General features: G+C 46.9%; 9 protein-coding genes. 4 read left to right on the top strand and 5 right to left on the bottom strand.

From position 1 onward, the window contains the following. The 3 genes from BN93_RS08435 to BN93_RS08425 form a co-directional block, all read left to right on the top strand. A partial coding sequence (locus BN93_RS08435) for a DUF6249 domain-containing protein (RefSeq protein ID WP_019187902.1) occupies positions 1–511 on the top strand: 511 nt, incomplete at its 5' end. After that, positions 512–1,063, top strand: coding sequence for an RNA polymerase sigma factor (locus BN93_RS08430; RefSeq protein WP_019187901.1), 552 nt, complete (start codon positions 512–514; stop codon positions 1,061–1,063). Then, entirely contained in the window at positions 1,047–1,391 is a 345-nt protein-coding gene (locus BN93_RS08425; protein WP_019187900.1) for a DUF5056 domain-containing protein, read from the top strand. Before BN93_RS08430 ends, BN93_RS08425 begins: the two co-directional genes overlap by 17 nt. 1,225 nt (positions 1,392–2,616) lie before the next feature. Here BN93_RS08425 and BN93_RS08415 read toward each other — a convergent pair. The 5 genes from BN93_RS08415 to BN93_RS08395 all read right to left on the bottom strand — a co-directional run bounded on the left by BN93_RS08415 (position 2,617) and on the right by BN93_RS08395 (position 8,403). Then, on the bottom strand, positions 2,617–4,038 hold the full coding sequence (locus BN93_RS08415) for a threonine/serine exporter family protein (protein ID WP_019187898.1): 1,422 nt from the start codon (positions 4,036–4,038) through the stop codon (positions 2,617–2,619). Positions 4,039–4,163: 125 nt separating this feature from the next. Beyond that, the gene (locus BN93_RS08410; RefSeq protein WP_044260278.1) at positions 4,164–4,892 is read right to left on the bottom strand and encodes an SDR family NAD(P)-dependent oxidoreductase; all 729 of its coding nucleotides are present in this window, start codon (positions 4,890–4,892) and stop codon (positions 4,164–4,166) included. Positions 4,893–5,138: 246 nt separating this feature from the next. Further along, positions 5,139–6,500: a tRNA lysidine(34) synthetase TilS gene (gene tilS / locus BN93_RS08405; RefSeq protein ID WP_019187896.1), complete on the bottom strand. Its 1,362-nt coding sequence runs from the start codon at positions 6,498–6,500 to the stop codon at positions 5,139–5,141. A gap of 35 nt (positions 6,501–6,535) precedes the next feature. Beyond that, on the bottom strand, positions 6,536–7,723 hold the full coding sequence (locus tag BN93_RS08400) for a class I SAM-dependent rRNA methyltransferase (protein ID WP_019187895.1): 1,188 nt from the start codon (positions 7,721–7,723) through the stop codon (positions 6,536–6,538). 56 nt (positions 7,724–7,779) lie between these two features. Next, positions 7,780–8,403 carry a 3'-5' exonuclease gene (locus BN93_RS08395; protein ID WP_019187894.1) on the bottom strand — a complete coding sequence of 208 codons (624 nt, stop codon included), beginning with the start codon at positions 8,401–8,403 and terminating at the stop codon, positions 7,780–7,782. A gap of 112 nt (positions 8,404–8,515) precedes the next feature. Between BN93_RS08395 and BN93_RS08390 the strand changes: the two genes are divergently transcribed. Then, the coding region (locus BN93_RS08390; RefSeq protein ID WP_044260222.1) for a DNA translocase FtsK 4TM domain-containing protein at positions 8,516–10,333 on the top strand (1,818 nt) is incomplete at its 3' end.

Here is a 10,333-nt window from a genome sequence, read left to right as displayed (position 1 = left end):
CACCGCTTCTGCCAACGGATCGGGTTCGGATAGTGCCAATGTATCCAGCTCGTGGGACGACGATGATGACATCCACGATGATTTTGGCCATTTCATTAATAGGGTTGCCGGCCATGGCCCAGGAGCCGCGGTTGCGGTCGTTATTATCGTCTTTCTCGGTTTCATTCTTGCGTGCGCGCCCTTCCTAATCTTCGGTTTGATAATATATTATATGGTAAAGCGGCACAACGACCGCGTGAAGTTGTCGATGAAGGCCATGGAAATGGGGCAGTTGCCACCTGCAAAGGCCGATGCCGCGTTTGCCGAAAGCGATGAGTTGCTTTGGAAACGAGGTGTGAAGAACACTGCTCTTGGGCTGGGTTTGGCCTTGATGTTCCTCATGTTCGATGCAGAAAGCCTTGCAGGTGTGGGTCTGTTGGTGCTGTGCTACGGACTTGGACAAGTGTATATGGCACGCGCATCTCGCAAGAAACGCGAAAATAAAGACGAAAACAACCATCCCGAATTCTAAATGAACGTGACGCAGCTCAACGATAATACACTGGTTGCCTTGGCGGCTGAACAACACAACCGTAAAGCTTTTAACGAGCTGGTTGTGAGGTATCAGTCGCCCATCAGGCGATTCTTTCTCAACCAAACGTTGGGAAACGAGCCGTTGAGCGACGACTTGGCACAAGACACATTCGTAAAAGCCTACCTCAATATCACCAAATTCAGGGGCGACTCGGCCTTTTCCACTTGGCTGTATCGCATTGCCTACAACGTTTTCTACGACTATACACGCAGCAACAAGCACACAGAGGACTTGGAAACGACGGAGGTAGCACGGCGAAACGCAGAGGTTTCCGACACAACCGTTTCGCTCGACATTTACGAAGCATTGAACAAGCTGAGCAGCTACGAACGAACATGCGTTACTTTACAACTCATGGAGGGCCAGCCCATCGACAAAATAGCCGAGATAACGGGCATGGCCGCAGGAACCGTAAAGTCGCATTTGTTCAGAGGAAAAGAAAAAATGACCCGATACTTAAAAGAAAATGGATATGACAGAAAGAGATGACGAATTGTTGATGCAGTTCTTTTCGGAGCATAAACAAGAAATATTCGACAACGGCTTTTCTGAACGCGTGATGCAAAAGCTGCCCCGTTCGGCCATCCGCACCTACAACAGGGCTTGGACACTCTTCTGTTGCGTGGTGGGCTTGGCGTTTATTCTGCTTACGCGGGGTTGGGAACAGGTGGCACGCATTGGCCACATCCTAAGTTCGCAGTTCTATGATGCACTGTATGGCTTAAACCTAACGAGTTTCACACCCGTTGTTCTGTTCGTTGCCATGCTCACGTTCATCGGCGTAACGGTTTACAATCTCAATCTCTCGAAAGATTAGCATTGGGATAATTGTTCACATTCATTATCTTGCACTAGAATAACAAAAGGGCAGGCGAGTTCATCGTCTGCCCTTTTTGTTGGGTATTATTGTCTCCTTCTAAACGTTTTATAAACATGTACCTCTTACAGAATCTAATGCTACAAATCACACTTAATCTGTCCTTTTGCCCTCATGATAAGGCATAGCCTTACTAAATTTAGCCCATTGGTCCTGCCAATCGTTTTATGTAGGCATACAAGTAATGACATATTTTCTTTTTCAGTTTGCACACACCAAGAGGCATGTCTGCAACCTTCACAGGCCGTTCATATTGTTTCTTTACGCAAGAATGTAAATATTTGCGCTTAATTTTTAACATCAAAAGTGCCCTTCCAATCCATCAATCGCCCAACTTGTCGCAAAAAATCGATTCTCGCGAAGGTTTGTTTTGGTGCAAAATGGGGGTAGACGTAAATGCTGGAAAAATGAATATTTATTTCAAAGAACCGTCATTCGCGCCATGTTTTGGGCTATTTGCAGCTAAATGCAGTGTGTTTTGGTGCTAAATGTAGTGTATTTTGGTGCTAAACGCAGTGCGTTTTGGTGCTAAACGCAGTGCGTTTTGGTGCTAAATGCAGCGCGTTTTGGTGCTAAACGTAAGCCAAAAATGTGGTTAAATGCAAGATGATAAGCATAAATATACACTATAAAGAAAGAGATAAGCCCCTTTAGTGCCATTAAAAACATGCCCCGAAGGGCAGAATTTATGCTAAAATGTGGGGTATTGGGGGTTAAAAGCGTGTAATTGGGCTTGGAAAATTACGAGCCGACAACCAAAATAGAAAGGCGAAATGGTGCAAAATGCAGGTTGTTTTCTTAAAAAATGACAAAGCAAAAGACGTGAAAGACCAAGAATTGTGGTCATTTTGCTACTTTTTAGGCCATTTTTTCGCTAGAACGAAGTGAGAATTTAAATGCTGTTGTAAAATAAAAGATAAAAATTTAAGTTTTTGAGTTGAAGGGTTAGTGAGTTGATGAGTAGATGATTTTTTTGAGTTTATGTGTTGGTGGGTTATTGAGTTTTACTTCAAGAGGAAAGAGGTAACGAAGTTAAACCAAGTACTTCTTTGTTGAAAACTAAAAGTTGCGACAAGTAAACTCATTAACTCATCCGTTCATAGACTCACTAACTCAAAAAATCATCAACTCATAAACTCAAAAACTCACCAACTCATAATTTCTGTTAGATATCCACCTCGTCAAGGTCTACAAACCTACCACGTGCTTTTCTTTCTTCAATCAACCGTTTTAGTTTGCGTTGTCTATTGGGTGCAATCCACTTCCTTGCAAAGATGTTGGGGATGGCCACACCAACGGCAATGCACAACACAATGAGCGATGCACGGATACCATTTGTCATGGCAGTGGTTAGTTCGCCCACAACACCGTGCATGTCTAGCAAAGCAAAAAGGCAACGGTACATCAGCACACCTGGCACCATAGGTATGACTGTGGGTATGGAAAGACACTGGTGTGGTAGATGAACCCAATGAACCACCTTGACATAGATGATGCTGATGAGCGATGCGCCAACTAACGAGCCAATAACAGGCCCTAAATCAAGTCCGATGTTGTGAGAACTGTCTCCTAAATTAACATAGTTTCGGGTGCATACGGCCACAATTCCGCCCAGTGCGAGTATCCACAATTGCTTAGGAGGGAAGTTGTAAATGGTGGCAAAGCCCATGGCCGAGATGGCGGCCGCTATGGCATATTCCCAATAAGCGTGGTGGGGTGTCATGCTAAGGTCCCTTACAAAGTTGTCTATTCCACACACGCGTATGGCCACTACTATGCCGAATGCCATAGCAGCGACGATGAGTATGGTGTTGACACCACGCACAATACCCACCTCGATGTTGTTGTCGAGCACATCGCTAACAAAGTTGATGATAGGCACCCCTGGCACAATAAACAACGTGCAGGCCATAAGTGGATGCCAGGGGGTGGTGGTTTGTAGTGCATGGGCAAGCCATTGGGGCATGTCGGCCACCAACTGCGAGTTGGCAAATGTACCCAACAGCCATGCTATGATAGTAGAAACAAAGGCCGCAATGGCAATGTTGGCATAGCCGTTAGAGCCTATCTCGTTGAGTTTTGTACGCAAACGGAACCCCAAGGCTGCTGCAAGAGATGCGTAAAAGAAGGCCGTCCAATCGCAACCGAACTGAATGCAGAAACCTCCACATGCAAAACCTGCCGCTATGGCTACCTGCCAGGGCGTGTAACTGCGCTTGCGCTTGCAGATTTTGTTAAGTTCTTCCTCGTAGCGGTCTAACGAATAGTCTTCTCTGATGGCACTCCACGACAGCTTGCTGATGTCGGAAATGGCGCGCATCTCAATGCCATGCTTGTCGCAACGCTGGAATTTTGAAAACGAATGTGCACCATCGCTGAGGTTCACCATCAACATGTTGTAGGTGATGTGGATGTGCAGATGCTCTTCTTTTAACCCCAAATAGGCGGCGGTTCGTTTCATGTTACGCATAATGCGGCTCGTGTCTGCCGAACTTTCAACGAGGATTTGGCCTGTTCGAAGTAATAGGTCTAACTTTCTTCGCAACAGTTTCTTGGACTCAACGTGTTGACTTTCTTCAATTTTCATCGCTTGTGTTAAACTAAGTGTTTGTATTTTTGTTTCCTGAAAAACGCCTGCAAATTTAATAAAATATAACGAAATGTGCGAACATTTTCGCCTTTATTGTACTTTCGAAGCGATGGATTGCCGCATTAGGCTTTGCCAATCTTCATTTTGCGCCAAACACAATTGGGTATCATGCGCCAAATACGAACCATCAGTCGATAACGCCAGTCGATAATTCGCACACGTTTTTTGCGTTTTAATGCCCACATAATACGCTCGACAACATGTTCTACCGTCATCAGCATCGGGTAGTTGTCGCCCGTAAGGATGGGGGTGTCTACAAAGCCAGGCCTTATGTCGGTGAAGATTATGGGCAATCCACGCTTTACTGCCAATTGGTCGAGTGCTTGGATATAAGCATTTTGGAATGTTTTAGACGCGCTGTACGATGCCGCGCTGCCAATACCCTTGGTGCCTGCAACCGACGAAATGATGGCTATGTGTCCGCCACCGTTGTCGGCCATGTAGTTAAACACAAAGTCGACCATGCGTGCAAAGCCCATTACGTTGGTGGCTAGTGTGGCTTGCTCAATGCTTTCGTCTAGCAAAGTGTTTTGTTTACCAATGCCTGAGGCATGAAAATAGAGGTCGATGCCGCCCAAACGAGCGACGAGTTGCGATAGAGGCGTTGTAGCCTCAGTGTTGGTTACGTCAATGCGTTGTGTAAATACCCTTTCAGGAGCCAGTTGTGTTAATGTTTCTAGCGGTTCTAGTCGGCGGGCAGAAAGTCCCACCATCCAACCTTCTTCAATAAGACGCTTGGCAACGGCATAGCCAATGCCCGACGATGCGCCCATAATAATAGCCTTTTTCATTGTCTTTTTGGTTTGATAATTGTTTCTTCCAATCACTTCTTGGCGACAAATACGCCGTAAGGATTGTTCTGTTGAGATTTTACGAATTGGGCAAACGCCCGCGTTAGAGGTTTAAAAGCTTATAAGATTTTGAAGATGTGCATAATACCACACGCCACTTCAACAAAATATGACGAACTTATAAACTTTGTGGCGAATACAAAGACCAAAGAATTAAGAAACATACAAACTGGCAAACTAAGGAATTTAAATCTCCAGATAGTCGAGTTGTAAAAAGTTGGTTGTTCTTTCCGTTATCCTAAAACGGTTGTCTGTGCGTTCGCCCACGAGCCACAAAAGCGCATCGTTGGCATCGAAAACGGCTAGCTGTCGTTGTCGGTCGAAGTACGAGCGTTTTCTGTCTGTTAGAAAATCGCTTACCAATTTAGAGCTCCGCATGCCGAAAGGCACAAATCGGTCGGCCGTTTTTATGTGCCTAACCATTAACGGAAAGGCGATGTTGGCCATGTCGAGATGTGCACAATGGGGAGCCTTACTGGGTGAAAAACCTTGGTCTTTCGCGCCCTTACTCACTTTTATGCGCACATTTGGCGAGAAAACATAGGTTCCTTCTTCGGGTATGCGCATTGTTCTGGCCAGTTCGTCAGCGTTCATCGTTTGTTCAACCAAGAGCATTTGCCTATCAACAACAAGTGTATGTGTGGGCGATTGCCACAGCTTACCCGTTTGTTGGTCAAAGTTTTGCGCTATCTGTTCTATCTGTGCAGGCGTAAAGCCCAGGGGACGTATTAGCTGGAAGAGCACATATTCGGGCGAAGGCGTTTGTCGTAACCTGTCTGTCGAGATGCCCAACCGCCACCGTGGTGTATCTTCTTGCATCACCGTGACATCGCTTGCATGGCTTTCGATGGCAGAATTAAATATCTTTTCTGCCTCGGCAAGCCTTTCTATTGTTTTCGCGATGTTGTTTGTAGAAACGCTATTGATTTCAGTTAACAGGGGAACAAGCATCAGCCTGATTTTGTTTCGTGTGAAATCGGTGGTCAGGTTGGTACTGTCGGTTACGTAAGCTTGGCCAAGTGCTTGCAGATAGTTAAGCAAGTGGGCGTGCGAAACGGCGAGTAGGGGGCGCAACACGTACCCGTTTCGAGGTTTCATACCCGTAAGACCGCTTAGTCCCGTGCCCCTTAAGAGGTTGATGAGCATGGTTTCAACATTGTCGTCTTGATGGTGGGCAACGCAAATTCCATCCATATCAAGGTCGTTGCGGAGTTTCTCGAAATGGTTGTAACGCAATTCGCGTGCTGCCATTTCTATGCTAAGCTTGTGCAAGGCGGCGTATTCGGCGGTGTCGAAGTGCACTGTATGGAAAGCTACGCCATGTTCTCGGCATAGGTTTTCGCAAAAGGCCTCGTCGCGAAACGACTCTTCGCCGCGTAGTTTGAAGTTGCAATGCACGGCATCTACATTGTAGTCCATACGTAAGAGCATGCGGAAGAGCGCCACACTGTCGGCTCCACCCGACAGGGCAACGAGGTATCGACCACTTGGCGAAAGCAGGTCGTGGCGGTCGATGTATTGGCTTACCTCTCGTTCAATCTTCTTCATGCGCTCTTTGGGTGTTGTTGGGTGGCGCAGGCCTATTATTCTACGTATAGCACAAGTCCTTTTAAATACTCGCCTTCGGGATGGAAAATGTTGATGGGATGGTCGGCAGGCTGATGCAGTTGGTGCATGATGCGAACTTTGCGACCTGCTTGTGCGGCAGCCGTAAACACGGCATTGCGAAATTGGTCTTTGGTAACCACCTGACTACAACTGAATGTGAAGAGCAGACCGCCTGGCTTGATGCACTCGAACCCCTTAGCGTTGAGCCGCGTATAGCCTTTAAGTGCATTGTGAAGTGCGGCGCGATGCTTAGCAAATGCAGGGGGGTCTAGCACAATGAGGTCGTACTTGTTCTCGTTGGCGTTTAGAAATTTGAATGCGTCTTCGCAGAAAGCCTCGTGCCTGTTGTCGTTGGGGAAGTTCTGTTCCACGTTTTGGTTGGTCAGTTCGATGGCCTTTGCGCTGCTGTCTACCGAGTGAACGAGCTTGGCGTTGCCGCGCATAGCATACACCGAAAAGCCTCCTGTGTAGCAAAACATGTTGAGAACGCTTTTTCCCATTGCGTACTTTTCGAGCAGCGAACGATTATCGCGCTGGTCGATAAAGAACCCTGTCTTTTGTCCTTTCAGCCAATCAACGTGGAAAAGCAAGCCGTTTTCCCTGCCCGTATTGTTCTCGCTGCCGCCATAGATAAACTCATTCTCTTGTCCCAACTCCGCTTTGAAGGGTAGGGTAGTGTCACTTTTGTAATACACATTCTCTATGTTGGGGCCCATAACCTCAACCAATGCCTTGCAAATCTCGTGTCGGGCAAGGTGCATACCCACGCTATGGGCTTGCATCACGGCCGTTTTTCCGTAGCAATCAACTATTAGTCCTGGCAGATTGTCGCCTTCGCCATGCACCAGTCGATAGGTGTCGTTGTCGGCTTTGTTGGCAATGCCGATGGCCAAACGAGCGTTAAGTGCCGAGGTTAGGCGGGTTTTCCAAAAGTCGGCGTTAATTTTCACATCCCTGAAAGACAGCACACGTACGGCGATAGAGCCGATTTGATAATGCCCCACGGCGATAAAGTCGCCCCCATCTGTGAGCACGCGCACCAGTTCCCCCTCGTCTATGTCGCCCTTTTCGGCAAAATGACTGATGGCTCCAGAGAACACCCAGGGGTGAAAACGCTTTAAACTTTCTTCCTTTCCCTTTTTAAGATATATTGATTTGTACATACTGTTAATATTGCCAGATGATGTTGGATAAGTGTTTGGCTGCAAATGACCTGGCATTAGTCTTGCTCGTTAATCACCAATTCGTAGTCGCCACTTTGTTTTAGGCGTAAGATTTCCTTGTATAAGTTGATGCAAGCCCATGCGTCGAGTGCGGCATAGGCCTTCTGTTTGTCGTTCAGAACATCCGAATCCCAATTCGTTAGCCGTTGCCTTTTGCTTATTTTTTGGTGAAAGAGGTTGGCGTAGAGCTTTTGCAGGCTTAGGTCCTCGATGCCCAATTCGCCCACAAGGTCTTGCAAGTCGATAAAGTAGCCTGGCGTGAAAGCAACTCGCTTGTGCAAGGAGAGCATGTCGTCGTGAAGTGACAGGCCCACCATCGGCACCGCCTTATTTTCTAAAAGGCGCAAGATGGCAGGGGTTATGCCAATGTGGTTGAGCCTGAAAAGGAAACAAACGTCGCTTGTTGACACCTGCAAGAGCGACACCATGTGCGTTTCCCCCTTCTTAAACGAGGGACGCGTCTCGGTGTCTACGCCCAAGATGTCTTGGCTAAGAAGGAAGTGCACGGCTTTTTCTGCCTCGCTTTCGCTCATCACCACCACCGTTTTACCGGGGAAGTTGACGGTTGGAAGTTGTGCAATGCTTTTCTTATCGAATTTGTTATATATAATCTTTCTCATTTCCACTTCGAGTTATAACGTGTTGCAAAATTAGAAAAAAGTTGTGACTTTATAGGCCTTTCTTGGTTTTTTACGCTAATTTTGCAGTTGATTTTCAGATAAAAAAGCAACGATGGTAAAAAGAAAGACAGAGAGTAAGCCAAAAAGGAAAAGCTCAACGTTCTCACTTAGCGGCATATTCAAGATAAGCAACGAACGGACCGACTTCGTTTTAGGTGTCGTACTCATCCTCTTGGCTGTGTATGTGGGCTTAGCTATGTTCTCTTTTTTCACCACAGGAAAGGCTGATCAAAGCATATTGGAAGACCTTCGCCCCGGCGAATGGCTCAATACAGGCAAGGAATTTTCCAACTATTGCGGTTCGTTGGGGGCTATTTTAGCCTACACGCTCATAACGCTCAACTTCGGTTTCGCTGCTTTTGCCATTCCCGTCTTCATACTTTTAGCGGGTGCTAAGCTAACGCGCGCTTACAAGGTGAACCTTTGGAAAACCTTCTTTTACCTTGCCATCATCATGATTTGGTGTTCGGTGGCCTTCGCCAAGTTCCTTACTCCGCTTACAGGTAGCCTTACTTTCAACCCAGGTGGCAATCACGGGCTGTTTTGTGTGCAAAACATCGAGAACATGATAGGAACTCCTGGACTTACTGCCTTGTTGTTTATCGTGGCTTTGGCGTTTCTAACTTACCTTAGCGCAGAGACTGTTTCGTTTGTTCGCAAAGCGATAAATCCCGTTAAGTATATCACTAACAAGGTGAAATTCACCATTGCTAACAATGGAAGTAGAACCGTTCCTGCCGACAGAGACGAAGAAGTGGAGATTGAAACGCAACGAGAAAACAAGACCGCAAACGACGAAGAAGACCTCAATGACGGAGAAGATGAGCAGCCAACGGTTGTAGATCTCACCGACGGAACAATGGGGTTAGATGGCGATAAAGCGTTTGGCGGTGCACATATCCATAAAGGACAGCAGGTGAATGGCGACCCTTCGGCGCAGCTGAAAGTGGAAATTCCACAAGCAGAAGAAACAGCTAGCGGCCGAGAACTAACTGCTGCTGATGTGTTGAGTACGCCCATTAACCCCTTAGAGCCTTTCTTATCTTACAAATACCCCACGCTCGACTTGCTGAAAGCCTACGACAACGACAACAAGCCCTACGTGGACATGACCGAGTTGAAGGCTAACAACGACCGAATTATCAAGGTGTTGCGCGACTTTGGCGTTGAAATAAGGGAGATTAAGGCAACGGTTGGCCCAACCATTACGCTCTACGAGATAACGCCAGCCGAGGGTGTGCGCATCAATAAGATACGAAACCTAGAAGACGACATAGCTCTGAGCCTTGCCGCACTGGGTATTCGCATCATCGCACCCATCCCCGGCAAAGGCACTATCGGCATAGAGGTGCCCAATAACAAGCCCAACATCGTGTCGATGGAAAGCATTCTCAATTCGAAGAAGTTCCAAGAAACAAAGATGGACTTGCCTTTGGCCTTGGGAAAAACCATCACCAACGAAGTGTTTATGGTCGATTTGGCCAAAATACCCCACTTGCTTGTTGCCGGTGCAACGGGTCAAGGTAAGTCGGTTGGCCTTAATGCCGTCATCACCTCTTTGCTCTACAAGAAACATCCCAACGAATTAAAGCTTGTTTTGATAGACCCGAAGAAGGTAGAGTTCAGCATTTACTCGCCCATCGTTAACCATTTCTTGGCCAAAGTGCCCGAAGAAAGCGATGAACCCATCATAACCGACGTTACAAAAGTGGTGCGTACGCTCAACAGTCTTTGCAAACTGATGGACACACGCTACGACTTGTTGAAGGCGGCTGGTGCTCGTAACATCAAGGAATACAACGATAAGTTTGTCAACCATCAGTTAAACCTCACCAAGGGGCACGAGTACATGCCCTACATCGTGGTGATT

The organism is Prevotella conceptionensis 9403948, assembly GCF_000312305.1.
In the GTDB taxonomy this organism is placed as follows: Bacteria; Bacteroidota; Bacteroidia; order Bacteroidales; family Bacteroidaceae; genus Prevotella; species Prevotella conceptionensis.
Note: the sequence above shows the minus strand (reverse complement) of the source record. Positions and strands in the feature narration are given on the sequence as shown.